The sequence below is a fragment of the Microbulbifer sp. THAF38 genome (genome assembly GCF_009363535.1).
In the GTDB taxonomy this organism is placed as follows: Bacteria; Pseudomonadota; Gammaproteobacteria; order Pseudomonadales; family Cellvibrionaceae; genus Microbulbifer.
In genome coordinates this window covers 2,278,401-2,304,417 of record NZ_CP045369.1, presented here as the reverse complement: position 1 = coordinate 2,304,417, position 26,017 = coordinate 2,278,401, and the positions used below count along the sequence as shown (strand labels likewise).

At 49.3% G+C, this 26,017-nt stretch carries 21 protein-coding genes; 5 read left to right on the top strand and 16 right to left on the bottom strand.

Features of this window, described 5'->3' with window-relative positions; all coding sequences use genetic code 11:
• Positions 1-23 precede the first annotated feature (23 nt).
• The 8 genes from betA to ectA all read right to left on the bottom strand — a co-directional run bounded on the left by betA (position 24) and on the right by ectA (position 10,194).
• On the bottom strand, positions 24-1,697 hold the full coding sequence (betA, locus tag FIU95_RS09770) for a choline dehydrogenase (protein WP_152453595.1): 1,674 nt from the start codon (positions 1,695-1,697) through the stop codon (positions 24-26).
• 12 nt (positions 1,698-1,709) lie between these two features.
• Positions 1,710-3,173, bottom strand: coding sequence for a betaine-aldehyde dehydrogenase (gene betB, locus FIU95_RS09765; protein ID WP_152453594.1), 1,464 nt, complete (start codon positions 3,171-3,173; stop codon positions 1,710-1,712).
• Positions 3,174-3,693: 520 nt separating this feature from the next.
• A complete protein-coding gene (locus FIU95_RS09760; protein WP_152453593.1) occupies positions 3,694-5,127 on the bottom strand; it encodes a sodium/proline symporter in 1,434 nt (477 codons plus the stop codon).
• A 60-nt stretch (positions 5,128-5,187) separates the two neighbouring features.
• Entirely contained in the window at positions 5,188-6,117 is a 930-nt protein-coding gene (locus tag FIU95_RS09755; RefSeq protein WP_152453592.1) for a hypothetical protein, read from the bottom strand.
• Positions 6,102-7,532 carry an aspartate kinase gene (locus tag FIU95_RS09750; protein ID WP_152453591.1) on the bottom strand — a complete coding sequence of 477 codons (1,431 nt, stop codon included), beginning with the start codon at positions 7,530-7,532 and terminating at the stop codon, positions 6,102-6,104. The genes FIU95_RS09755 and FIU95_RS09750 overlap by 16 nt, the downstream gene beginning before the upstream one ends.
• Before the next feature lie 346 nt (positions 7,533-7,878).
• Positions 7,879-8,283, bottom strand: coding sequence for an ectoine synthase (locus FIU95_RS09745; RefSeq protein WP_152453590.1), 405 nt, complete (start codon positions 8,281-8,283; stop codon positions 7,879-7,881).
• A gap of 93 nt (positions 8,284-8,376) precedes the next feature.
• Entirely contained in the window at positions 8,377-9,672 is a 1,296-nt protein-coding gene (gene ectB / locus FIU95_RS09740) for a diaminobutyrate--2-oxoglutarate transaminase (RefSeq protein ID WP_152453589.1), read from the bottom strand.
• A 9-nt stretch (positions 9,673-9,681) separates the two neighbouring features.
• The gene (gene ectA, locus FIU95_RS09735; RefSeq protein ID WP_152453588.1) at positions 9,682-10,194 is read right to left on the bottom strand and encodes a diaminobutyrate acetyltransferase; all 513 of its coding nucleotides are present in this window, start codon (positions 10,192-10,194) and stop codon (positions 9,682-9,684) included.
• A gap of 474 nt (positions 10,195-10,668) precedes the next feature.
• Between ectA and FIU95_RS09730 the strand changes: the two genes are divergently transcribed.
• Positions 10,669-11,208, top strand: coding sequence for a MarR family winged helix-turn-helix transcriptional regulator (locus FIU95_RS09730; protein ID WP_152453587.1), 540 nt, complete (start codon positions 10,669-10,671; stop codon positions 11,206-11,208).
• A gap of 575 nt (positions 11,209-11,783) precedes the next feature.
• Positions 11,784-12,251, top strand: coding sequence for a phosphate-starvation-inducible PsiE family protein (locus FIU95_RS09725; protein WP_216646332.1), 468 nt, complete (start codon positions 11,784-11,786; stop codon positions 12,249-12,251).
• 69 nt (positions 12,252-12,320) lie between these two features.
• On the opposite strand, the gene FIU95_RS09720 is transcribed toward FIU95_RS09725, so the two are convergent.
• Positions 12,321-13,103 carry a CLCA_X family protein gene (locus FIU95_RS09720; protein WP_152453586.1) on the bottom strand — a complete coding sequence of 261 codons (783 nt, stop codon included), beginning with the start codon at positions 13,101-13,103 and terminating at the stop codon, positions 12,321-12,323.
• A 320-nt stretch (positions 13,104-13,423) separates the two neighbouring features.
• Between FIU95_RS09720 and FIU95_RS09715 the strand changes: the two genes are divergently transcribed.
• Positions 13,424-14,797, top strand: a complete 1,374-nt coding sequence (locus tag FIU95_RS09715) for an NAD-dependent succinate-semialdehyde dehydrogenase (RefSeq protein ID WP_152453585.1) — start codon at positions 13,424-13,426, stop codon at positions 14,795-14,797.
• A 102-nt stretch (positions 14,798-14,899) separates the two neighbouring features.
• Positions 14,900-15,535, top strand: a complete 636-nt coding sequence (locus FIU95_RS09710) for an SDR family oxidoreductase (RefSeq protein WP_152453584.1) — start codon at positions 14,900-14,902, stop codon at positions 15,533-15,535.
• Positions 15,536-15,561: 26 nt separating this feature from the next.
• Here the strand turns inward: FIU95_RS09710 and FIU95_RS09705 are convergent, their stop codons facing one another.
• The 3 genes from FIU95_RS09705 to FIU95_RS09695 form a co-directional block, all read right to left on the bottom strand.
• A complete protein-coding gene (locus FIU95_RS09705; protein ID WP_152453583.1) occupies positions 15,562-17,298 on the bottom strand; it encodes a cation:proton antiporter in 1,737 nt (578 codons plus the stop codon).
• 398 nt (positions 17,299-17,696) lie between these two features.
• Positions 17,697-18,059: a hypothetical protein gene (locus FIU95_RS09700; RefSeq protein WP_152453582.1), complete on the bottom strand. Its 363-nt coding sequence runs from the start codon at positions 18,057-18,059 to the stop codon at positions 17,697-17,699.
• A gap of 76 nt (positions 18,060-18,135) precedes the next feature.
• Positions 18,136-18,540: a hypothetical protein gene (locus FIU95_RS09695; RefSeq protein WP_152453581.1), complete on the bottom strand. Its 405-nt coding sequence runs from the start codon at positions 18,538-18,540 to the stop codon at positions 18,136-18,138.
• Between the two features lie 560 nt (positions 18,541-19,100).
• On the opposite strand from FIU95_RS09695, the gene FIU95_RS09690 reads away from it, so the two are divergent.
• Positions 19,101-20,239, top strand: a protein-coding gene (locus FIU95_RS09690) for an IS3 family transposase (RefSeq protein ID WP_152453580.1) whose coding sequence is annotated in 2 segments (ribosomal slippage) — positions 19,101-19,350 and positions 19,350-20,239 — 1,140 coding nt in all. Because the reading frame shifts where the segments join, the coding sequence is not laid out codon by codon here.
• A 12-nt stretch (positions 20,240-20,251) separates the two neighbouring features.
• Here the strand turns inward: FIU95_RS09690 and FIU95_RS09685 are convergent.
• The 4 genes from FIU95_RS09685 to FIU95_RS09670 form a co-directional block, all read right to left on the bottom strand.
• Positions 20,252-20,608, bottom strand: coding sequence for a hypothetical protein (locus tag FIU95_RS09685; protein ID WP_152453579.1), 357 nt, complete (start codon positions 20,606-20,608; stop codon positions 20,252-20,254).
• Between the two features lie 119 nt (positions 20,609-20,727).
• Positions 20,728-21,198 (bottom strand): DUF3592 domain-containing protein, encoded by a 471-nt coding sequence (locus FIU95_RS09680; protein WP_152453578.1) that lies wholly within the window; start codon positions 21,196-21,198, stop codon positions 20,728-20,730.
• 415 nt (positions 21,199-21,613) lie between these two features.
• Positions 21,614-24,148 carry an ATP-dependent DNA helicase gene (locus FIU95_RS09675; RefSeq protein ID WP_253869035.1) on the bottom strand — a complete coding sequence of 845 codons (2,535 nt, stop codon included), beginning with the start codon at positions 24,146-24,148 and terminating at the stop codon, positions 21,614-21,616.
• Between the two features lie 2 nt (positions 24,149-24,150).
• Positions 24,151-25,806: a VRR-NUC domain-containing protein gene (locus tag FIU95_RS09670; protein WP_152453577.1), complete on the bottom strand. Its 1,656-nt coding sequence runs from the start codon at positions 25,804-25,806 to the stop codon at positions 24,151-24,153.
• Positions 25,807-26,017: the final 211 nt, after the last annotated feature.

Genomic DNA, 26,017 nt, shown 5'->3' with positions numbered 1-26,017 from the left:
TCTTGACAGGACGCCGGTGGTGATTAGCTTGCTGTCCGCACAGGGCGGCCAGGTCGCTGCGTGCTGGTAGCCGCCAGGGCTACCGATGCCTCGGAGGGTGCCAATACGGTGCACCCTAAAATCAGGTCAGCAGCCCGTTCCGCCACCATAATGGTGGGCGCATTCAGGTTGCCGTTCGGAATGGTCGGGAAGATGGAAGAGTCCACAACTCTCAAGCCCTGCAAACCGTGCACACGGGTTTGCGGGTCTACCACTGCCATTGAATCGGTGCCCATCTTGCAGGAACAGGATGGGTGGTAGGCGCTTTCGACGGACTCCCGCACGAAAGCATCAATTTGTTCATCAGTCTGGATATCAGTACCGGGCTGGATTTCATCCCCGCGGAATTCATCAAAAGCTGGTTGATTGATAATCTCACGGGTCAAACGCACGCAAGCGCGGAACCCTTCGATATCTTCTTTCTCCTGTAAATAGTTAAACAGGATTGAAGGAGATTGCTTGGGGTCACTGCTCACCACTTTGACCCTGCCACGACTCTTCGGCTTGTTGTGGCCGATATGTACCTGGAAGCCGTGGCCATCGAAAGCCTCGCGACCGTCGTAGCGCATGGCTGCTGGCAGGAAGTGGTATTGCAGGTCCGGCCACTCGACATTTTCCTTGGAGCGAATAAAACCGCAGGACTCGAAGTGGTTGGTTGCACCCAGGCCATCTTTCTTCAGTATCCAGCGTGAGCCAATAAGGAATTTATTCCAGAGATCCAGCTTGCCATTCAAAGAAATTGGCTGGTTGCAGCGGAACTGGAAATAGAACTCCAAGTGGTCTTGCAGGTTTTGGCCAACGCCGGGAAGTTCGTGTTTAAGTTCAATACCGGCTTCTGCCAGTGTGTCGGAATCTCCGATACCGGAGAGCTGGAGAAGGTGAGGGGAGCCGATGGGGCCTGCGCTCAGGATCACTTCCTGCCGCGCCTTAAACTCCTGGATTTTACCTTTTCGTTCAACTTTCACACCCACTGCCCGTTTACCTTCCAGTAGTACCTTATGCACGGTGGCATGGGTCAATACGGTCAGATTGGGGCGCTGCATGGCCGGTTTCAGGTAGGCATTGGCGGTAGACCAGCGCTTTCCATCTTTTACCGTCATATGCATGGGGCCGAAGCCTTCTTGCTGCTCGCCATTGTAGTCAGCGGTGTAATCGTAACCGGCCTCTTTACCGGCTTCGATAAAGGCGCGGTACAAAGGGTTTGCCATCTCGTTGCCATTATTGACCCCAAGTGGACCTTCATCGCCCCGGTATTCATCGCCTCCAAAAGCCCAAGTTTCAGAACGTTTGAAATAGGGTAGGCAGTGGGCGTAATCCCAACCTTCTGCACCGTGCTCGGCCCATTCATCAAAGTCCTTTGCGTGGCCACGCACGTAAACCATACCGTTAATGGAGGAAGAACCTCCGAGCACCTTGCCCCTAGGACAGTGCATACTGCGGTTATCCAAATACGGCTCGGGTTCAGTTATAAACTGCCAAGCGTATTTTTTGGTATTCATGGGGATAGACAGCGCGGTGGGCATTTGGATAAAGATGCTGCGATCGCTACCGCCAGTTTCGATCAGAAGGACTTTTTTATCCTCCTGGGTAGACAGTCGGTTGGCCAGAACGCAGCCGGCAGAGCCGGCGCCAACGATAATGTAATCAAACTCACTCATGCAGAATACCGCTTAAAATGGACTTCCCAGTGGTGCCAGACCCACATACACCGCTTTCAGCTGGGTGTAGTGATTGAGGGTCGCAAGTCCATTTTCGCGGCCGATGCCAGATAATTTATATCCGCCCACGGGCATTTCTGCCGGGGAAGCGCCATAAGCGTTAATCCAACAAATGCCTGCTTGCAGCTGGTGAATTACACGGTGGGCGCGGGTGATATCGCGAGTAAAAACGCCAGCGGCGAGGCCCAGGCGGGTGTCGTTTGCGCGACGAATGACTTCATCTTCATCGTCAAACACCAATACCGACATTACCGGGCCGAAAATCTCTTCGCGGCAGATGGTCATATCGTCATGACAGTCGGTGAATACGGTGGGTGCGACAAAGTAGCCGTTAGGCGAATTCTCTGGGGAGAGGGTATGGCCACCGCAGAGCAGGGTCGCACCTTCTTCTTTCCCTTTATTGATGTAATCCAGCACCAGCTGCTGGTGCTTGGCAGAGATCAGCGCACCAAAGTTGGTGTCCGGGTTCATGGGGTCGCCGGCAACAATATTTTTTTCGACACGCTCTTTCAGGCGAGCGAGGAACTGATCGTGAATGCTGCGGTGTACAAATACCCGGGTGCCGTTGGTGCAGATCTCTCCCTGGGTGTAGAAGTTACCGAGCATTGCGGCCGAAATTGCCTGCTCCAGGTCGGCATCTTCAAAGATAACCAGTGGGGACTTACCGCCCAGCTCCATGGTTACCTCTTTTAGGTTGGAAGCTGCTGCAGCCATTACTTTTTTACCGGTACCTACCTCACCAGTAAAAGAGACTTTGGCAATATCCGGGTGGTTGGTCAGCCAGGCACCCACGGAGCCATCGCCCTGGATTACGTTGAAAACACCAGGAGGCATGCCCGCTTCAATAAAGATTTCCGCCAGCTTCAAAGCGCCTTTGGGGGTCTCCTCGGAGGGTTTGAAGATCATGGCGTTACCGCAGGCCAGAGCCGGGGCGGCTTTCCAGCAGGCGATCTGCAAAGGGTAGTTCCAGGCGCCGATGCCGGCACAGATACCCAGGGGCTCGCGGCGAGTGTAGTAGAAGTCTTCACCGACCTGCTGCTGATTACCTTCGATGCCTGCGACTACGCCTGCGAAGAACTCGATGGAATCGGCTCCGGTCACCACATCGACAACACTCGCCTCTTGCCAGGGCTTGCCGGTATCAGCCACTTCGATAGCTGCCAGCTCATCGTTGCGCTCGCGCAGAATGGCCACCGCTTTCAGCAGGATACGACTGCGCTCGATGGGTGCCATCGCTGACCACTGAGCGAAGCCACGCTTGGCGCTCTCAATGGTTTCTTTTAGCACCTTGTCATCGGCGACTTCTACTTGATAGCTGACTTCATTGGTTGCGGGGTTGAATACGTCAAAACAATCACCGCTTTCATTCGCCAGGTAGCGGCCATCAACAAAACTTTGTTCTTTTTCCAATGACATCTGTTGTTTCTCCATACTGCTTTAACAGAGGGTCAATAGGTTGTTTTTCAAGCGATAGAGCAGGGTAGGTAGACTTGCTAGCCATTTTTTTGGACCGCTGGTCATCGCTGCAATTCATCATTGCAAATAGGGCTTACCGTTTCGAAACCAGACGACAGGTTCAGGACGAAAGCCCATGCCTAATACATAAGTAGTAGGGTATATGACGCAAAATGTAACATATTATTAGTTTGAACTCTAATTGTTCGTATTCGATGCACCACTGAGAGGGATAAAAAACGAGATTGATTTTCCCGAAAATAGAGGAGCTACAAGAAAGTCATACGTTAAAATCTGATCAATTAAGACCAAATATCTCATTCGAACTCTATCAAAATACCTGGCAGTCACTTGATTGGGCTCTCACTTAAGGAGAGGGCTATCCGCGGTAAAAATAGGGGCCAGGAAGGGGCTGGAAAAAGCAGGCCCCAGAAAAGCTCCCCGGGGCCATGAGGGAAAAGTGATCAAAATGACCTTCGGCTTAGCGACTACCTTCAGCCGGGTTCGCACACGGAAGCTTAACGGGCTGGAAGAACTGGCGAGCCAAATAGAACACTGATAGTCCCGCCATAATTCCAGGCAACCCCTCGTAGACAGCACCGTGAAGCCCAAGGGCTCGCCAACCTATTGCAGAGGAAAAGCCAACGAGCACCGCCAGGATGCTGGTAGCCTGTGAAGGCTTCCAGCCCAGGCACAACACCAATAACAATGGCCCAAATGCACTGGCAAGGCCGGACCAAGAGAAAATTACCAGGCTGAAAACACTTTGATTGTTGGTTAAGGCCATCAAAAGCGCTGCGCCCGTGATGCACACTGTAGCGACCTTCAGTAGCCAGGTCTTTTCAGTCTTTTTGGGCAGTATGTCGTGAGTAATAGCCGCCGAACAACTTAGTAGTAGGGAGTCTGCTGTGGACATAGTCGCAGCAAAGATCCCAGCCAGTATCAGACCGACGAGAATAGGAGGGAGCAACTCTATGGCCATCGTGGGTAGGGCAAGCTCCGCATCAAAACTGCCAGCATCCGCAATATATATCCTGGACAGCAAGCCAACTCCGGTCGCCATACAGTAAAAGAGCACAAACCATAGATAGTACCAAGCTCTTGCCTGGTGCATTTTGCTGGGGTTGCTGAGTGTCATAAAGCGCACCATGACATGGGGCTGACCGATAACGGAAAATCCAGCAAAGAGCCAGCTCACGACGAAAACGGCAACACCCGCCCAGCCGGGCAGGACAAGCTCCTGTGGGAACCAGTCCATAAATCCTTCGACGCCCCTCATTTGCTCAAGTGTGCTGGAGATCCCACCCAGGTCGGCCAGGGCGACCGCCAATAGGATGCCCATAGCGCCAATCATCACTATGGATTGTGCGGCGTCTGTCCAGATAGATGCGCGAATACCACCGGCAAAACAGTAGAGGCAAATCAGCACCGCCCCAGCGACAGCGCCGGACCAAAGTGGCCAATCCAAAAGTACATGCAACGCTTTACTGCCGGCAATCATTTGAGCAGAGGCGTAGACTAATAAAAACAACAGGGAAATAACCCCGATAAGGCGCTGAAGAGTAGAGTGATTTTGCCCATACCAATTACTGAGCACCCCGGCATAACTGACCTCGCCACTGGCATTGGTTGCGCAGCTCAGGCGTCTATGCACATAGAGAGAGGCGATAAAGTCACCAGCAATCCAGCCTAGCATCAGCCAGATAGATGCCAGCCCGCTGACATAGGTGTACCCGATCACCCCGATAAACATATAACCGCTGTTATTGGTTGCCACCGCAGACAAGCCAACCAGCCAGGGTGGGATGCCGGCACTGGCAAGGTAGTAATCGGCCTTGGTACCGCGGCTAAACAGTGCGGAGGAGATACCCACCAGGGTAAATAACAGTAGAAAGCCAATAAATGCGTAGATCACCTGCAGACCCTATCTCGTTATCATTTTTTAGATTTGACGATGCTTTTCACAAATACCGTTTTAAGCGTTCTTTTCGTGATCGTGGCTTTTCATGGCGACAATCTTGTCGAGCTCTGCAAAAACCTCACTTTCGACCAGGGGTTTTAGGGCGCTATCATTGAGAGTTTCTTCGCGATAGCTTTCACTCCTGATGATGGCCTCTGCCAGATAACGCAAGGCCTCATCGAACTGCCCCATGGTGGTATGTGCGCAGGCCAATTGATAAAAAGCATGGCCATTGTCATGGTCAATACTCAGCGCTTGATGGCAAAGATTGATGGCCCACTGGGGTTCGTTGAGCTCCAGAACGGCATCAGCCTTATAGGTGAGCGCCTCCACATCCTCTCGGCGCAGCTGCAAAATCTCATCGTAGACAGCGATCTTATTGGCTACAGATGATTCCTGCTGCGCGCGCAGCCAGAGGGACTGAACCTCCTGGGTTAGCTCGATTTCCTCGCGGTTTTCCTCAATATGCTGGGTCTTTTGCTGAAGTTGATTCTCAATCACTTCAAGACGCTTTTCATATTCCTGCACCAAGCGGGAAATTTCCTCATCGGCAAGAGAGTGCACACGCTCCTTAATATCCTGAAATGATCGCCATCCCACCAGAACTAAAATCGAGGTGGCACCGGCAATCAGGTAGAAGAAGTAAGTAACGGTATCGGTCGCGTAAGTTACCGCCCGATCCACCGAGTTGTGCTCACGATCTACGATCTGTTGGATCAGATCCTGCTTGGTTTGCGCCTGGTCAATACGCAATTGCTTGAGCTCATCCAGGATATACCGCTCTATAAAAGGGGTATACATGGCCTCACTCAGGGCCTCTACTTCTTGCTCAATATTGTTGTTTTTGTTCGTGTCATTGTTTTTTTTATCATTCGCCTCTTGGGCAAATACTGCGAAAGAGGCGAACAGAACCACTGAAAAAATAACTGCTAGGAGGCGAGGCATATCGCGGTTCCATGATCGTGAACCTCAACCAATCCTTCGTGCAGTGCTCTCACCGCCATGTCATAGTCGGATTCATTGACAATAAACTGCATGTCTACATGCCGCATTGATTGGTGTACAGCCAGTACGCTGATGTCTTTGCTGGAGATCGACTGAACCGCCTTGGCCAGGACCCCAGGAATCTGCATATCACTGCCTATTGCGGAAACAATCGCTACTTTGCGCTGATTGAGCTCTGCCTCTGGAAAGAGCTCCTCAATGGCGGACTGTATGCGCTTTATGGTTTTCAGGTTAGTGGAAAGGAAATGAGTCAGCGTATTGGCATTGGTATCTTTGGATATGATATGGGCCTTATACCTTTTGATCACTGCCAGCACTTCGCGATCGTAATCCGGAAGGCTTCCGGCCATATCTTGGTCGAACATCTCCAGCGCGTAGACCCCCTTACAACCGGCGATAATTTCCACGCAGGGGGAGTCACTGACGTAGTCACCCGTAATCAAGGTTCCGGCATGTTCGGGCTCAAAGGTGTTTTTTACCCGCAGGGGAATGTTCTCCTGACGAAGACCTTTGGCTGCTTTTGGGTGAATCGCTTCCATCCCCAGATTGGCCAGCTGATCGGCCACATCGTAGTTGGTTCGACCAATGGGAACGGCATTGTCGGGGCCAACTAAGCGCGGATCGGCGCTGCTCAAGTGGAATTCCTTGTGGATGACCGCTTCTTTGGCGCCGGTTAATACCGCAAGGCGGCTAAAGGTCATCTCACTATACCCTCGGTCAAAAGAGATCAGCAGACCCTTATCGCTGTGCGCGTAGCCGGTGACAATAGGCAGCTGTTTACCCAAGTCGATACTTGCAAAGGCGTCGCGAATACGCTCATCCAGGGATATATGTTTACTGGTACGCCAGCCGGTCAAGTCGACAAAGCAAGCGTTAACGCCATCCCGCTGTAAGAGTTTAGAGGTGTTCCAGGCGCTGTGAGCCTCCCCTAGACTGGCGAGCATCTCTCTTACGGTGCCCAGGTGGGCATCCAGTGCAAAATGGCCGTGTTGACAAAGGCTTTGTAAGTCGCGCAAGCATTTTTGCGCACCTTGCAGGCGCTCATCCAGGAATAGGTTGGCTTCAGTGAGCAGCTCACTATCGCCAAATAGGCGCTCGTTTATCTCGCGTAGCTTTAAGCGCAGTTCATCAAATTTATCCAGCCAGCTGTCATCTTCTATGCCGCTAGAAAACAATCCGTAGATACCAGGCTGGCCGCTTTTTTTGTGCTCCAGCAATAAATCAGTTATGCCGCCATAAGCAGAAACCACAAACACTCGATTGTAGAGATCACCTGGGCTTCCCTTAATAATATTATCCCTGACAGATTCATAATCCGTCATTGAAGTCCCACCAATCTTTTCTATCGTATGCATAGTCTCTAATAGATCCTTTTGTACTCTTGGATAGCCTCTATCGCTAGGATTAATTCCGCAAATAAGGCCGGATTAAGATATCTTGATCGAAAGCGGGGCCGCTTTCTTTTTCAAGGGGATTATCTTTCCAGAGGAAGATTACAAAACGGCCTCCCTTCTAGCTGCTTTGAATGCCGAATTTAAATAAATAGGAGCAGGGGAGGGGTGTGCATTGCTAATCAAGCGGCCTCTCTGGGCAACCCGTTGGCCAGCTGAGCTAGATTCTTGCGAGTGGCTTGGCAAGTGCTGCTCATGACAGTGGTAGCCTGTAAGGCTATGCATCCCTCCCACCTTCATAGGTACCTATTTATACATCAATGGAGTCGGCACCAAGTTCATAGGCGCCCTCAGCATTGTGCACTTCCTTGCCGTGAAGCGGGGGATTAAACACACAGGCCATAGTCATTTCTTCGAAGGCCCGTAAAACATGCTTGTCATGCTTATCAAGGATGTAAATAGTGCCTGCTTCAATAGGGTGTTTCTTTCCATCATCCAAGGTTTCCACCTCTCCGCGGCCAGAAATACAATAAACGGCCTCCAGGTGGTTTTGGTAGTGCATTTGGAAATCTGCGCCGCCATAAATGGTTGTGATATGAAAAGAAAAGCCCATGTTATCGTCTTTCAATAGCAGGCGGGTGCTTTCCCAGTTGCCATCCGGGGAGACGATTCTTCGATTGGAGTCTTTGGCTTCGGGTAAATTTCTAACGATCATTGGTAGTCTACCTTTGTCTTGTGCAGGCAGTCCGCGTTATCCATTTGCTTTAGTCGTAAGCTATGGCGCGGAGTTTGCCTGAATAATTAAAGTCTAGCAGGCCTTGAAATAGACCTTTTCTTCCGGCATATCCGCTTCGGCCGCACAAACTTCCTTGATAGCCGATTCAATGATGTCGATGCCTTTTTCCAGATTTTGATCGCTGATAATCAGCGGGCATAACAATTTAACAATATGGTCATCCGCGCCACTTGTTTCAATAATTAACCCCTGTTTGAAAGCGGAATGTGTGATTTTTCCGGCGATTTCACCGCTTACACAATCAATTCCCTGGAACATGCCGCGCCCTTTTCTGGTGAAGTGACCCTCGCCATACTTGCTGACAATATTATCGAGGCGCTCGGCAATGTATTTACCTTTGCGCTTAATATCCTGGGAAAACTTATCGTCTGACCAGTAATGTTCAATGGCGGACTTCGCCGTAACGAAGGCCAGATTGTTTCCGCGGAAAGTACCGTTGTGCTCGCCGGGTTTCCACTGATCCAGTTCAGGCTTCATTAGCACAACGGCGAAGGGTAGGCCGTACCCACCGAGGGATTTGGACAGTGTGATGATATCCGGCTCAATGCCGGCTTCTTCAAAGCTAAAGTAATCGCCTGTGCGACCACAGCCAGCCTGGATATCATCAACAATAAACAGCAGACCGTGCTTTCTACATACGCTTTGGAGATTGCGCAGCCACTCGGCACTTGCGACGTTAATGCCGCCTTCACCCTGTACGGTTTCAACAATCACCGCGGCCGGTGAATTGATACCGCTACTGGAGTCGGAAAGCACCTTGTCGAGGTACTCGGTGGTATCAATGTTTTCCCCGAGGTAGCCATCGAATGGCATTCGATGGGTGCCATTCAGGCTCACGCCAGCGGCATCTCTATGGTGTGAGTTACCCGTGGCGGCCAGAGAGCCCAGGCTCACGCCATGAAAGCCGTTGGTAAAGGTCACGATATTCTGCTGGCCGGTGACATTGCGGGCAATTTTCATCGCCGCTTCCACCGCATTGGTACCAGTGGGGCCAGTAAACTGAACCACATACTCCATATTGCGGGGCTTTAGGATCTTCTCATTCAGCGCCTGCAGGAATTCTCCTTTCGCCTTGGTATGCATATCCAAGCCGTGGGTGATACCGTCCGCCTGAATGTAATCCAGCAGCACTTCTTTGAAGATCGGGTTGTTGTGCCCGTAATTCAGGGTACCGGCGCCGGCGAGGAAGTCGAGATACTGGTTCCCCTCCTCGTCCCACATTAATTCGCCTTTAGCGCGACTGAAAACCCGCGGGAAGGAGCGGGCATAGCTTTGCACTTCAGATTCAATCTCATCAAAAATTTTCATTTTTTACTCTTACTGAATGTTGGTTTTGTGAGTGAAAGGCCCGATACGAACAAGGTGTTCCGAGTCATGCTGTCCATCAAAGTGGACTTGGCTGTTCATCCACTCTGAGGAGTGAAGGTCGGCAGATAGCTTCTGAGCAGCCCTTTTGAAGAGGGCCCAGGAAGCGTGATTGTTCTTGGTGATTGTCGTTTCGAGATATTTGACCGACTGGCAGATAGGGCGACTGAGGATGTCTTGCAGCATGCGTGAAGCCAGACCCGCACCGCGTGCGCGCTCAGAAACGGCAACCTGCCAGATGAAAAGAGTGTCTTTGCGCTCGGGGATAATATGGCCGGAGATAAAGCCTAGGGGGTCGTTTTCTACTTCCGCAATGACGGAGGTGCTTGAAAAGTGGCTGCACTGAAGGAGGTTGCAGTAGCTGGAATTGGTATCCAGTGGAGGGCAGCTCTCAATCAGGCGGTACACCGCCATGCCATCCTCGAGAAGCGGGGGTCTTAGTGAAATATTTTCTAATCTAGACAAAAAATCTTCCCATTCGGCCAAACAAAATTACACGTCTAAACATTAGAAAGGTTGAAAATCATACAAATATGCTATTTAAGGCGCTTATTTGAGCTTTTTCGATAAACCTTTCTGTAAAAAATGTTTTGAACGCTAAATATCGTACACGAATGAAATGCAAAGTCCAGTACTATGAGCACAGACTAAGAGGCAGTACTTGGCCTAAATGCACCGGCATGCCTAGGAGGGTTTACTCAAAAATAGGACTTTGCTCTTTGACTGAATGGCTAGTCAGGGGGAAAAGTTGCTCAATTTTTAGCTTTTGGCATGATCACTTATTGAGCAAAAAACAGCTCAATAAAGATTTAACTCTTCAGAATTGACTTCCTGAATCCGACTTTTCCAGGAGCTGAGCTCAAAGCGCTTAGCTATGAAGTGTGTCATCTATATAATCATCATATTCACTCTGACTGACTCTGGGATTGAGAGGTAGCTTTGAACAGCATTGAACAAGTGTTAGTGGCCCTGCGGCGTGTGATAAGAGCGACAGACCTGCACTCCAAGCATCTCGCCAAAACAACAGGACTGACCGCGCCACAAGTTTTATTACTACAGGCCATACGCAATAAGGGCGAGGTAACCATTGGCGAACTGGCCAACGAGGTGAGCCTCAGCCAGGCGACGGTAACCAATATTCTGGATCGCCTGGAGAAAAGGGGACTTGTCTTTCGGCAGCGCTCTCAGTCGGACAAGCGCAAAGTGCATGCCTACCTGACGGAACAAGCCGCTGAAACATTGCGAGATGCACCCATTCCGCTCCAGGATCAGTTTGCTCGTCAGTTCGGTGACCTCAAAGATTGGGAGCAAAGTATGATCATTGCCTCACTGCAGCGTGTAGCCCAAATGATGGATGCCCAACATATTGATGCCTCTCCGGTATTGGATATCGGGGTTTTGGATAGGCAGGGAGCCGCTATTGAAAAGTCCGGCGCCTACCCTGAAAGTGCCGATCTAACCGACAAGAAAGCGAAGTAGTTCACTCAGAAAACCCTTTTCTTTGGGAGATGAGTTTCTCAGGGCTTCTAGGGCGATTCGCACATTACAGCGAACTTTGGTGAAAAGCGGAAACTTTCTTTCAGGCTGTGAATCCCCCTGAGACCCAGAAACTTACTAGTTTCTGGGTTTTGCACTTCTGGCTTTGGGCTTCTGGGTTTTGTGCTGTAGTTGCTTGAGTTGCTTGAGTTGGCGAGCAGCGCAAGCATCAATCCATTTATACGAAGGCGAAAGTTGTAGAAGCGCTTTATAAATCTTCGGCCACCGGTGAAGCCCGTTTGTATTCCCCCTCACCAACTTCTGTGCGACTAAAAATTCATTAGCTAACTGAAGATCACCGTTCCAGCAGTTCTTATGGCAGGGGGATGGTGAAGCTGTAGTTTGAACTTAAAGTTTGTGCGATTATTGCCCCGCCCTAGAGCACCCGCTGCAGCGGTTCTGCTTAAAGCTATTCTGCTCGAAAGTTATACAACACAGAAGCTTTATAGGAATAGGGCAGATAAAAAACGCATTTAAAATTGATATCTTTTTGGCTCTAAGCCTTTCAAGGGTTACTTATGCTAAGTTCCGAGCAAAACTCAAAAGTGAAAGACTCGATGATTAGTGAGAAAATCAAGATTTATTTTGATAAATCAGTAGACGTAGTTTTTGGGATCATTCTTGTCTTTATCATTGTTGGGATAGCAGCGGGGACACTTCAACTATTTTTAACGACATGGAAACTTTTTAATTTTGAAGGCATTACTGGTCATTACATAGACATCATAACGGATGTTTTGACCTTATATGTATTAATAGAGTTGTCCAGATCGCTTATAGAGTATTTTCACACCCATAAGCTCAGGCTTACATTTATTGTTGATGCGGCAATCGTCTTTGTGCTTCGAGAAATATTGATTGCACTATTTAAGCATGAAATCAAAGCCGAGATGCTCTACGCATTTTCCGCATTTATATTTGTGCTGGGAGCGCTTCGCATTTGTTCTATTTTGGTTTATCAGCGCGAAAAGTTGATGTCTGAATAGCAACAGATCTTAGAAAACTTGTGTGGGGTGTCGATTTGCAGGCGCCCCAAGCCTCCTCTTGCATCTGCCTCATCTTCCTATATCTGCCCACAAAGCCCTGCCCAAGTAAGTAAAATACTCGGTAAAAGCCTGATTTATCCTTTGCCTTTGTCTCCCTGCAGGGTAGAGCCCCCGCTGGGCTTCTTCACTGGCTTTAGTGCCCGCGACCAGGAAGTTGTTGCTAATACTGGCGTCCTGCACAAACGCCTCAAAAGCGCGAGCACACAGTTCAACTGGCTTGCTGTAATAAAGATATTTATTGGTTTTGTCGGATATTACAGAAGCCCTTACCAAGTCACTGGGGTTACTACCTTCCTCATCGAGCATAATGGTTTTAAAGCAAGCAAAAAGGCGATCATTTAGTGGATGCGGTACCGGTGTGGCATTGTGCAGCCAGGCTTCTGAAGCATATATATTGCCTGATGTATCGCTGAAGGCCTTTTGCGCGAGATAATGATCCAGTGCATGGAACCATTCATGGGCAATAGCACCTGGGCCGGCATTCTTAGCCAGGGAGAATGATTTTGCGGAGGGATCATAGAAAGCAGAGATTCCCGGGCGCCCGCCAATGCCGTATTGGAAGGAAAGGGATCCACGCAGGGAGATAAGCACTTCAGGTCCCTGCAGGATGACCATCAAGTCGCAAAGGGCGTCAAAAAACAAACCCGCAGCCCGATCGCGCTCTTCTGTTGTCACCCAACGCCCAACCGCTATGGACCTAAAGCCAAAACGCTTTCTAACATCAACAAAGGATAACTGGTCACTACCACGTAAATCGGGACCACGTCGATAAAATTGGCGATTGGCTACCATAGTTGGCTTGGGGCTTAGCAGGTGTTCTTGTGTGAGGGATGCTGGATAAAAATCGAGGAGGATACTATTACAAGCCCGGCTTTACTCACAAGAGCGATTTTGGGCAGGCCCCGCGAATAAACGACTACACTTTGGCCAGGCACCTAAAAGCACCTCCTGGCTATTTTCGATAGCTAGGGGCTTCTTCGAATGGCTGTTGAGCGCTTGCAGTTTTTAGCAGCTCACAGAGACCCATCAGGTGCTTCACTTACTTTCAAACTTTGCGTAAGTAGCTGTTTTGTCCAGCCTGTCAAATCCAGTAATTCGCCGGGAGTCATTTTATGGCCAAGTCCAAGCGTCCTCTGATCTCAATCAACCCATTGAATGGCGAAACACTAAAAACTTTCCATGAGATGAGTCGGGAAGAGCTCGATAAGGCAATAGGCCGAGCTGATAACGCTTTCGCAGAGTGGAGTGCCCGCAGTTTTAGTGAGCGGGCCTCAATACTCAAACGCGCGAGTGAGTTGTTCGAGCAGCGCAGCGATACATTGGCTCGGTTAATGGCTCAAGAGATGGGCAAGAAAATGAGTGATGGCCTGGGTGAATTAGCGCTTTGTGCGGAGATTTTTGATTACTATGCAGACGAAGGGGAAAATATTTTAGCACCACAGCAGCTATCTACCCGGGAAGGGGAGGGAACTTTGGTATTCCAGCCTCTGGGGGTTGTTTATGGTATCCAGCCGTGGAACTTTCCCTTCTATCAACCTTCCCGCTTTACCGCTGCAAACTTAATTGCCGGCAATGTAGTGCTCACCAAACACGCCTCTAATGTCCCCCAGTGTGCCGAAGCATTTGAGCAATTATTATTCGATGCTGGTGTCCCCAAGGGGGTCTACACTAATCTGCCAATCACTTCTGCCGGTGCTGCACCGATTATCGATGATGACCGGGTAAAAGGGATTTCTTTTACCGGTAGTAATGACGCAGGCGCAAAGGTGGCGGAACAAGCTGGTCGCAATGTCAAGAAAACTGTGATGGAACTGGGGGGTGTCGATCCATTTATTGTACTCGAAGATGCGGATATGGATTTGACCGTAGAGCGATTTGTGGAGGGCAAGCTTGGCAACTGTGGCCAGATTTGCCTGGCCGCCAAGAGAATCATCTTAACCGAACCGATTGCCGATGAATTCCTGGGGCGGGTCACCAAGTTGTTTAAAGAGTTAAAACCCGGTGATCCTCTTAAAGACACTACCGACTATGGGCCTTTATGTACCGAAAAAGCGGCGGAACACCTGGAGGAGCAGGTCAGTAAATCGGTTGCGGCCGGAGCGCATTTGCTAGTGGGGGGGAAACGCAACGGAGCCTTTATTGAGCCCGGGATATTAACGGATATACCCGCGGGCTCACCCGCGGCAGAGGAAGAACTATTTGGCCCAATTGCCTGTGTTTGGGTGGTAAAGGATGAGAAAGCGGCTATCGAGATGGCCAATGATAGCCGCTTTGGCTTGGGGGGATCGGTCTATACCAAGGATCATAAGCGAGGGCAGCGTGTAGCCGAAGAGCTGGAGTGTGGTACGGCCTTTGTGAATCATGTGGCCTCAAGCTATGCGAGCATGCCAATGGGCGGAGTCAAGAAATCCGGTTATGGCCGCGAGTTGGGTGAGTTGGGCATCAAGGAATTTGTGAACCAGAAATTGATACGACACTTTAATTGAGAGCGTTGCCTTGCCCAGCTACCTCTCGTGAGATTGTGAGGACTGCTGCAATCTTAATAGCTACTCAATCGAGACCGTTAAAACGTTTGTCTGGAGACTCCGATGAAAATACTTGTTGCCGGCGCTAATGGTGCTATCGGCCAAATACTCGTCGATAAATTAATCGAACGGGGCTACGAAGTAGCCGGCATGGTACGCAAGGAGTCTCAACAGGACGCCCTGCGCAAAGCCGGCGCAGAAGCCGTTCTTGCGGATCTCACCGATAAGGAGTCTCTAGCTAAAGCCGTTGAGCAACGAGACGCAGTGGTTTTTGTTGCAGGCTCAAAAGGGAAAGCCCTCGAATCGGTGGATAGGGATGGGGCTATCCACCTTTGTGATACAGCGAAAAATGCTGATGTTCCGCGATTTATCTTGCTGAGTTCTATTTTTGCCGGGCGCCCTGAGCAGGGCCCGGAAAATTTGCAACCATATCTAAAAGCTAAGCTCGCAGCCGATGTTCATATGCAAAAGAGCGGTCTGGACTACACGATTTTGCGACCGGGTGCCCTTAAGGATACGGCAGAAACAGGAGCTATTCGTATAGATGACTCATTTGAGGACACTGACGCGGAGATTAGCCGAGCTGATGTTGCAGAGGTTATCGCCGCGTCCCTGTCTGAACCAAAAACGATCGGTGCGGTATTTGAATTTATAGCGGGAGACACTCCAATTGATGAAGCCCTGGCTCGTTTGGGCTAAGCAGGGCTGCAATACCGGATGAGCATTCAGCGAGCCTGTGATCGCCCTTTGGTGTTACTGGCAATATCATGGCTATCCAGGTCACGTTGTTGACGGCGCTCGATCCAGGTTTTGATTTTCTTATCATCTACGCCCTGTGAATGTAGCACTGCCGCAGCCAGGTCCAGCCCTCGGGGAATGCTCCTATTGACCACTGGATACATACCGAGAGATTTGAAGCGTTCTAGGTCGCTATCACCATCGACAGAAACAAAGCGCTTTAAATTGGGGTAGCGTGCGGAAACAACAGGTTTTAGTGCTTTGGATAACTCATAGCGAACAATGGTGATAACAATGGCTGCACGCTCGGCATACTGGAAGGTTTCCATCATGCGGATATCGGCCAGGTCCCCAAAAGCCACCGGATAACCATCGGCACTAGCTTTGAGAAACCGGTCATAGTCCATCTCGATGGCATCGTAGTCTATTTTTTGAGCTTCTAGGGCATCGGCAACCAGACGTCCAACCTCGTCCATACCAAAAATCACCACGGGTGCTGTTGATGTGACTGGCTTGGATTCATGGCTGGGTGTCTTAGAGGATGAGCGCCTCCACAGATACTTTCCTAATCGATTTCCTAGATTCGACAGTGTTGGGGTGAGCGCTAAACTGGCGGCCACCCCGGTGATGACAATCCCAACGGCCTGCTCCCCCAGTGATTCACGGGCGAGAGGCATAGCAATAATAACGAAGACAAATTCACTGCCTTGTGCCAACAGAGACCCCAATTGCAACGAGCCGGGCAGGGACCAGCCACAGGCCCGTGCCGCCAGGGCCACTAGAAAGACTTTGACCGCCATCAGAATTAAGATAAAGAGGATAATTTTTGCCCACTGATCTAACAGGATGCGCCAGTCCAGGGACATGCCCACGGTTATAAAGAAAAATGCCAGCAGTAAATTACGAAAGGGCTTCGCTTCGGTTTGGATCACATGGCGATAGGGGGTCTCACTGATCATCATGCCTCCCAGAAACGCCCCCAATGTCAGGGACAATCCCACCGCTCCTGTGCCGGCCGCTGTGGCGAGGACGACCAGAAGCGCCATGGCCGTGAACACCTCTTCATTCCTGGTTTTGGATAACAGCCCGAATAGTGGTCGGATGGCATAGCGTCCTAGCAGGGCGGCGGCAACAAATGCGACCACAGATTTTGCAATGGCGGAAAGGATTTCTGCTGTCAGGGCATTGTGAGATGAGGGTGAGCTGCCACCCTCCAGTGAACTCGCCATTACCAGCAGGAAAATTGCACAGATATCCTGAAAAATCAGCACCGCTGTTCCGGTGCGGCCAACGGGGCAGTCTTGTTGCCCCCTCTCTGTAAGGCTTTGCACCACGACGGCCGTCGATGAAAGTGCAAGCGCGCCTCCAATGACCCCGGCATAGGCCGGGGAAACCCCCAGAGCTAACGCAATACCGGCAAAAGCGGCTCCGCAAAGTAGAATCTGCAGAGGACCCAGAATGAAAATATCCCGTCGGGCATCCCAGATATTCGATAGGGAAAAATGGAGGCCTATATCAAACAGCAGGAAAACAACACCAAGTTCCGCTAGCAGGTGGGTGGTATTGCTCTCCGGGATCAGATCCAGGGCATGGGGCCCCACAGCCAGGCCCGCAATGAGATAGCCGACAATCGGGCTCAACCTGAGAGGGCGCATCAAAATGATCGCCAATACACCGAGGAGCAGTAAAGTAATGACGGGAATGAGTGCGTGTATATCTTCCATGATGTCAGTAAATTAGCCCTCTACCTTTCGCCTGTCAAAGGTGCTCAAGGTTAAGGGTTTCTAGAGTGTCTCAAGTACTAGCGTATGTTTATTGCGAAATGCCTTTGGGAAAAGTGTAGACAGGCATTTGTGTGTATTCGTGTAGTACGAGCAAAGATCACTCCCAAAATTTCCACCAAGGCTTCTTGAGTTTGCACAGATGGACATTCGCGATTTTGGTGCCTGGGGGAACACCTTGAAGCTGCAGTTTGCTTTGAAAGTTGTTGGTTCTCGGCTTTTAAACTCTCGATAAAAGAGAAGGTGTAGATATGCCCAGTGAGTGCATATACTCGTCCAGATGATTACTAACACTATGTCTATCATTGATACTTAACATTCCGCAGAGGCCCGAAACCTCACTACTTGTGATTGTTGTGCATTTTCCTCACACGATCCCTCGGGGTGAGAACTTTGGCTCCAGGATCTACTACTATTCCGCCCGTACAATCTAGCCACTTACCTAACAATGAAAACACTTTGGAGTAACCTTCCCAGCCTTTAAAATATCCAAAAACGGCGGATACAATGTATACAATTGTAAGTATGCAAAAAAAAGTTTCTTCATGGCTGGCAAAGAAAAGCCCACCGATAACTCCTGTGTAAGTTGTTCCTCTAGTCACTAGTGCGAAGAAACCCACATAGATAAAAATTAGAAAAGTGATAGGAGCAAGCCCCAGCATTAATCCTCTGGCAATTTTCTCCGCTTTTGATGGTTGATACATTTGCTATACCGGTGCAAAACGCCTCAATAATGGCCGGAGCATGCAATGAGAGGACCCGGCAAGAGGCTATTTTGATTTACTGAGGTTTTTCTGTAAGCAGATACATTTCTCGAACAAGTACCTTCGTTGCTTGAGTTGTAGTAAAAGGCGAATTCTCGCATCTCACCACACCCTCAACTCTTGGTGCACCTGTCATGGTTATAAGTGGCAGGAAGAGTGTTTCTATGTCCGTAACCATGTAATGATGCTCGCCATCTTGATATATCATTGTCTCAAACTTGCCGCCACAGAGCTCGGAAGCCTTGTACTCCCAGTCTACCTTTACCTTGTCAGAGCTTTCAAAGACTCTGCCAGCCGCAACCTCCCTGATGTAAAACAATCCATCGTCAATTCTGATGTGATGATTGTTGGGACCATCAAATTCATTTGTGCTTGCACATCCTGTTAGTGATACCAAAAAGAACGCTAATAATATTCTCATGCTTTCTTACTCGAATTTAATTATTGCTTATTAATAATGGATGGGTGAAAGAGCGATTGTGTCGTAGATTTTTATAATTTTTTCCCACGAATCTTCTCCCTTAGGGCGCTAATGCCGACTGGTTTTAGCGGGCAATAGTTTGCAAAAATATATTCAACTAGAAACGGAGCAACTAGTAATAAGGAACCAAACATAAGCAAACTTTCAAATGCCAACCCCATATAGATGGCAAGGCAGGGGATAAATACCCACCCGAATGATGATACCCACTTAGATAAGGATGTGTATTCATACTGAAAAAAACAATGGTCGCAATGCATTCTACTTGAGAATGACAGTATCTTTACCTTTATCGCTATCTCTTTGCATTTTGGACACTTTCTCATCATGAACTATATCACTAGGCCTCTTTAGCTACCTACTTCCCTAAACTTATAATGTGGCTTAACGGATACAAACCAAAAGGTAAGCGAAACCAAGAAGCCACATGACATATATGTAGTGGTCTAATACTTCCGGACACTTCGCTAAGATGGTAAAAACACCAAGCGAGGTGATGTATGACAACGAAAGGTACACGCCGGCAATTCAAGCCGGAGTTCAAGAAAGACGCCGTAGCCCTGGTCTCTGAGCAGGGGTATTCTATCTCTAAGGCCGCAGAGGCTGTAGGAACCACTGCCAACAATCTGCGACGCTGGATAAAAGAGCTGAAGCAGGAAGAGAGCGGAGAAAGGCTGGATGTCGGCGAGCGCGCAGAATTGGACCGGTTACGACGCGAAAACAAGCAGTTGCGGATGGAGAAAGAAATCCTAAAAAAGGCCAGCGCCTTCTTTGCGAAAGAAATGAAGTAAAGTACATCTTTATTAAAGAACAGCAAGGCAGCTTTCCAGTTAGGACACTCTGCCGAGTGATGCAGGTAAATAAGAGTAGCTATTACGGGTGGTATCAGCGTAGTAATAGCTCAATAGATAGCCAGACATGGAATCTATGCCATCGTTTGAAGGCCTTATTTTCTGAATCTCGACAGAGTCTCGGAAGCCGTCGGTTAATGAAACTGTTACGTAAAGAAGGCTTTAAAATTGGTCGCTATCGTGTCCGCAAGCTAATGAAAAAGCTAGGTTTGAGAGTAAAACGCAAGAAGCGATTTACACTGACGACAGACAGCAAACACCAACTACCTACCGCGGAAAACCTTTTGAATAGGGAGTTCTCACCGAGTGTTATAAATCAAGTTTGGACTACTGATATCACGTACATCTGGACTGCACAGGGCTGGCTGTACTTGGCGGTAGTGATTGATCTCTATTCACGCAGGATTGTTGGTTGGCATCTAGATCGCCAGATGGAAACGGCCCTGGTAAGTCGTGCATTGATGATGGCTGTTAATTTGCGTACACCGCCAAAGGGTCTTCTACACCACTCTGATCGAGGCAGTCAGTATGCCAGCCATACCTACCAAGCGCTGTTGAAACAGCATGGTATGGTGTGCTCAATGAGCCGCAAGGGAAATTGTTGGGACAATGCACCGACTGAACGCTTTTTTAGCAGCCTAAAACGAGAATGGCTGACGGGAAATATCTATCCGGCAAGGGAAGATGCGATAGCCGATGTGAGGGCCTATATTGCTTATTACAACTCACGCAGGATACATTCATCACTGGAGTATATAACCCCTATCGAATTTGAAAAATGTGCTTAAAGAGGTGTCCGGTTAGACTTGACCACAACAATATACTCCATAGCCAACATCTTTCAATTGTGTCGGTGTATTATGCTTTGCATGCATAAAATATTGAAACAAAGCAGGGCTTATTAAGCCAATTAGGCAGTAGGGTAACCAATGCTGCATTGACAGTCGATTCAAAACAATATGTGTTGGGATTCCTACCGCCAAGGTAAAAGTGTAGGAAATTGTAAGAAAGCCTATACTTACTATAAAAAATAACAAGATCGCCTCATGGGCTTGCATTTCGCCCTTTGCAACTTCAGGTATGAATAGGGCAAGCCAAACCAAGATCGAAGCTGATGGCGCAAGAAAAAATCCTATGAAGCTTCTCTTTAGGTCCATAATTGATTCACAAAAAGCTGCAACTGAAAGAATGCTGATTGGCCTTTTGGGGGCTGCCCATGCGGCGAACGGGAGCGATTACTGCGGCCTGTTACATTTCGGAGTAACTGCAGCGGTAATTAGCTTGCCACTGCGGTAGAGATCATCCAGCCATAGCCAAACACCGCAACACCATAAAGGATAAACAAGACAGGGATTGCAATCGCAGATAACGTACTAAAGCGCTCAACTTCGATGTATGCATTTTTAGGAGAGTCTGGTAGTAAGCGCACTTTAACGCTGTCGCCCTCCTTATACTTGTTCAAAAGGTCATGTTCTATATTGTTGTCTTTAAACAATTGAGGCGAACGAAGTAATGGGGTGTCAGAGTAGAATTTCTCTCCTTTGTACTCATACCCAAACTCAATTTGCGCTTCATAGATTCTCCGTCCTTCCGTGTTCGCGAAATTTTTCAATTTAGATCTAGTAATTGTTGCGTCAACTAAGGGTAAGGAAGCCCATTTTTTCTTTACCCTTTGATAGACAAAAGTTTGGCAAAACCCAAGACCTACGATTATTACCAATCCTATGTACTTCAAAATTCCAAACATCGTTCTTTCACTCTAGGAAACTTAACATCCGCTTTAGAGGTGGCTGGAGTGTAGCGAAAGGTCCCCCAGTCGTTTATTTCTCGATGATTACAAGCACTTTTTTATTTGCATTTATCCTGCTCAACGAAATGAAAAAGTTTACTTCCCAATTATGTTGGATGTGCCTCCAAGAAAGCAAGTAATTATGCGGGATAGGGGATGATTTGAGATACTACTATTGCTATATTTTGTTGCTCTCATTTTATAAAACAGGTAGAGGCTTCCACCCTCTAAAGAAGGTGACTGGCTGGACATCAATCTGGGGTCAGCCCATAAATTTTGTAACTCTTAGTCGTCAATGCAACACAACCACCCAACTGTTTACTTTGCTTAAAATAACGTCTAATTGGTATTAGTTTAAATACAAACGCAACATTTATTCTGCGATGCAATCGTACAAGCGTTGCCGGTTCCAAAAATAACCCAACTGCTGTGAAAGTTGTTCGCCGTTCTTACTTGTTTGGATTTGCCAATGTTCGGGATATAGGTTTTGATAAAACCTATCCCCAAAACGATAGTCAGCTAAAACAATCACGCCCCGATCAGATTCAGTGCGAATCACTCTTCCCGCTGTCTGCAATACCCGGGTCATGCCGGGATAGCGGTAGGCAACATCAAACCCATCAATCGCCGAGGGGGCCTGCGGGTGCTTTGCTGATTGTCGTAGTAGCTCTTGCTCTTCATTTACCTGGGGAAGGCCGGTACCTACGATAATAGTGCCAATCAATTTCTCCCCGACAAAATCAACGCCCTCAGCAAAGACTCCCCCCATAATGGCAAAACCCAGGCTTTGTGCACCTTCACTAAACGAGGCTAAAAAGGCTTCTCTTTCGCAATCACTGGCTCCGGGTGTTTGTTGTAGCAGTTGTATCTTCGGGTGATCCATTTTGAATCGCTCTGCAACTATTTGCAGGAACTGATAAGAAGGGAAAAACACCAAATAGTTGCCGGGATGGCTACGGTAAACGCAGGCAATCAGGTCCACTAATTCTGGTAGCGCACTCTGACGTGCCTGGTAGCGGGTATCTAAGTAAGAACAAAGAAATACGCCCTGGCGGGAGGGTTCGAAAGGCGAAGGAAGTACCAAGTATGGGGTCTCGGGCTCAACCCCAAGTTGTGCAGAGACGAAATCTATGGGGCGCAGTGTGGCTGAGAACAGAATACTCCCATGAAACTGGGAAAATGACTCCCGCAGGAAGTCTGCGGCATTCAGGCATATCAGCTTTAGCTGATGCTCCTCCCAGGGGGCATCCCGATCGATTACCCGAGTGAGGGCTTGGTGTTGATCTGAAAGGATTTGTTCTATGCAGGCGTATCGATAAAGATTTTTTAACCAGTCCCCGATTTCCTCAGGGGGAGATTTTGCCTGCTCCGATAGCTCACTCAGTGCATCTAGCACCTTTTGGATAGCGCGAGACACAGCCGCAGGACGATGCTTTTCGCTATCCAGCGGGCTACACCAGGCTTGTACACTTTGGCTTGAGCGCATTTCCTTATAGAGGTTTTGCTCTTGAAACCTTTTGCTCCATTGAGAAAGTGCGCGCACCAGGGCTTGGATACGCCGATACAGCTGTGGGTAACTGCTCTTACAAGCCAAGGCGGCGCGGCGACTATCTTTGCGGCTCAAACTGGCGCTGTGCATTTCCCGTGCGCGCTCGCTCAAGTTGTGTGCTTCATCTACCAATAGTGCGCGCTTGTAACGTGAATCTTGCAGTGTGGAAATACGCACTAAGGGGTCAAAGACATAATTGAAGTCACAGACCACCAGATCGGCCCAGGGCAGCATTTGCAGGGACAGCTCAAATGGGCAGAGATGCCACTGATCGCCAACTTTCGCGATTTCTTCAGGGGTGATTAAAGGTTGCCCCAACAGTTGTTGGCGCGCTTGGGGTAAGCGCTCATAGAAGCCTTTGGTGCGAGGGCAGATACCCTCTTCATCGCGATTGCACAATCCCAGTTTGCAGGCACAGGTCTTATCGCGGGCGCGCAATTCCAGCAGAGAGAGCTTTAGCCCACCCTGATGTAGCTTTTTAATGGTCTCCCGCACCACCTGCCTACCAGAGTTTTTCGCGGTGAGGTAGAGCAGCTGATCCACCTTTCCCTCACCAAGGGCTTTGATAGCGGGGAATAGGGTGCTAATCGTTTTGCCAATACCGGTGGGTGCCTCAACCACCAATTGGCCGGCATCCCTGAGACAGCGATAAGCGGTTACCGCCAGCTGGCGTTGACCGGGTCGGTATTCGGGGAAGGGAAACGATAAATTTTTCGCAGCCTGGATCAACCGTTGCCGATGTGCTTTCCAGTCACTATGCCATTGGATATATAAGGTGAGGGCATCCTTGGCAAAGCTCTCCAGCGCCCTCCAGGTGAAAAGGCGTTGCTCTGGGTAGGACTTTTTCTCCTTGAGGTTATACCAGAGCATTTGCAGCGAGACTTCTGCAACGGAATCTCCCTTTTGCCGAAGTTGTTGCAAGTAACAGAAACCATAGATTTTAAGCTGGGCCCAATGTAGCTGGCGAGTGGCCTCTGGCAGCGCATCTGGGTGGCAATAGGTGGTTTTGATTTCATCCAGCTGGGGGGGCTGGTGCAAGTCAGCTTGTGGGTGAAAGATATCCACCCTTCCTTCCAAGACAACAGCCTGGTCAGCGCACTCCAGCTGCACTTGCAAACGGTATTCGGCTTCCGACCCTTTAGGGCGCCGCTTTTGCAGCTTTTGGTGGGCCCGGATACCCTCTTGGGCAGTTGGACCTGGCCCACCGGTATGAATTAAATCCCCACTGCGGCAGGAGAAAGCCACTAATTCACCCACAGAAATCTGTAGGGCAGGGGCGCATTCGGACGGGGTATGATCCTCTGTAGGCTCTTTTATCAGATCTGGCTTTTTGAGCGCCTCCCCCACGACTGTTCTCAAGACTACAACCACTCCACATGTATCACCCGGTGGGGAATATTTTGGGCCGCGAAGAAAGTCAGCCAGCGCTGCTGGTTTTGTTGCAGGCGATCTCCGGGGCCTTTGACCTCTACAAGCTCATAGCCACCTTTATCTGGAAACAAAATCAGATCTGGCAGGCCATTGCGATGATGGGTGATATCGCCAAGTAAACGTTGAAACAGTGAACGCCAGTGCTCAACCGGGATACGATCCAGGGCTAGCTCCAGCAGTTCCAGAGAGAGCGCCTCCCAGGCGACGAGCGGATTAGCAATGCCCAGCTTCTCCCGATAGGTTTCCATAACTCGCCGTTTTAATGCACTTGGACTTAGCTCTGTTAAGCGTTGTTCAAACTGAGCGTGGCGCGACATGTAAAAATGCGGGGTACGGAAGTCACTAGGTGCTATTTGGAAGGGATTATAGAAAGCACCGGGAATGGGAGCAAACAGAATGTCCCAGATATAGAGGCCGAGTACCCCGTTAAATAAACTGTTCTCCACATAGTGGCAGACACCTTCCTCCCGGCAAGCCAGCTCCAAAGCTGTCTGAATCTCTACTCTTTTTGGAGATTGGGGCAGGGCAAATACTTCTAGCTGTGGCTGGCAAGGCTGTGGATTCGCCCAATTCTGGGTAGAGTCCATCCGTTTGGCGGTACGATATCCAAAGCGCTCGGCAAAACATCGTTCGGCTTCGTTGAGTGGGGAGTCGAGGATCTCCCGGCAAAGGCAAAGTGCCAGCTCGGGATTGCCACGTTTAACCGCAATTCTTGCCCGGCGTACACGGGCCGGAGGTTGCCCGCAGTCTCGATAGAGGCTATCGGCGGCCTCTAGCTGATCCAGTCTTTCCAGTTGGCGGGCCAGTTTTAGGCGTAGGCGATCCACTCGCCTCGTCAGCGTCAAATCCCCCGGAAGGCCAATGGGCAATTGACTGGCAAGGTCGAGAATTTCACTGGCACCACTAGCCAGTACCTCCTCGGCCTGCTCCAGGCAATCGTAGTAGAGCAAGTACTGTTTGATTTGCTCACGGCTTTGGAAGGGCAGTTGGTGCCTGTCTAGTGTGTAGGACTCATACCGGTACAACCCAAGATCCCTCAGCACATAATCGGTCAGGTCCTGATTCAGGTTGCCAAAAAAGCATAGTTTGAAGGTTTGGAAGTATTCAGCCCCCTGAAGTGCTAGCAGGCCCTCTTCGGCCATTAGCTGTTCTCGCCATTCTGTGGAGGAAGCTAACAGGGCCTCTTCCAGCTCCATCCGCTTGAGGGACTTGCTCAAACCAACCGGGCCCGCTGCGAATAACTCTGCTTTGGTAAACAGCGGTAAAAGCGCTGGATCTTGCAGGGGAGGATTCCTGATTAAAAGCCCTGCGGAACAAAGAGAATCTACAGCCTCGGGGAGCTTGTTGATTTCCTGGTAAGACAGCTTTCCTTCCCTGAACAGAGCTCCAGCTGATGATGGGACCCCCTTGCGAGAGAGTAGCCTTACATAAAGACGCTGGCTATCAGCATCAAGCTCACAAAATAACCTGTAAAAACTCAGTTCGCTGGTGGAGAGAAGCTGCGTATAGCGAGAAACAACAAAATCAACCAGTGTGCGAAAATTGGTCAAATAGTAATCAGGTGCTAGCTCAATAGAGGTGGCCATGGTAAGGGCAACAATGTGTCAACGATGGATCGTGGTGGGTAGTAACGGCATAAAAGCTGTATGGTTATACAGCATATAGCTTCTGGAGACAAAGCCAAAGGCTGACTTTATGGACATAGAAAAAGTACAGCGGCAGTAAGCTGTGAATGATTCGAAGAAGCGTCCTCGCTGATAAATTCAAGGGACCATTGGATAAGCTATTCAAGAAAGA